1 protein-coding gene is annotated in these 612 nt (G+C 63.2%); it reads right to left on the bottom strand.

Annotation, left to right across the window (positions count from 1 at the left end; translation table 11 throughout):
* Position 1: 1 nt before the first annotated feature.
* Positions 2-612 (bottom strand): EF-Tu C-terminal domain-related protein (locus NKI32_RS31535; protein ID WP_023743048.1); only part of this gene is annotated, 611 nt, incomplete at its 5' end.

Raw genomic sequence — 612 nt, 5'->3', positions numbered from 1 at the left:
ATTACTCTTTGATGGTGACGACGATGCCGGCACCGACGGTGCGGCCGCCTTCACGGATGGCGAAGCGCAGCTTCTCTTCCATGGCGATCGGCACGATCAGCTCGACATCGACCGTGATGTTGTCGCCGGGCATAACCATTTCCGTGCCTTCCGGCAGCGACACGATGCCGGTCACGTCGGTCGTGCGGAAGTAGAACTGCGGACGGTAGTTGGTGAAGAACGGCGTGTGACGGCCACCTTCGTCCTTGGTCAGGATGTAGGCTTCGGCCACGAACTTCTTGTGCGGCTTCACCGTACCGGGCTTGGCCAGAACCTGGCCGCGCTCGACGCCTTCACGATCAACGCCGCGCAGCAGCGCGCCGATGTTGTCGCCGGCCTGGCCCTGATCGAGCAGCTTGCGGAACATCTCGACGCCCGTGCAGGTCGTCTTGGTCGTCGGACGGATGCCGATGATTTCCAGTTCCTCGCCGACCTTGACGATGCCGCGCTCGACGCGGCCGGTGACGACCGTGCCACGGCCCGAGATCGAGAACACGTCTTCGATCGGCATCAGGAACGGCTTGTCCAGCGGACGAACCGGCGTCGGGATATAGGCATCGACCGCAGCCATCA

The organism is Mesorhizobium sp. M0761 (assembly GCF_040320205.1).
Lineage (GTDB): Bacteria > Pseudomonadota > Alphaproteobacteria > Rhizobiales > Rhizobiaceae > Mesorhizobium.
The sequence above is the reverse complement of the archived record's forward strand: the minus strand, read 5'-3'. Positions and strand labels throughout refer to the sequence as shown.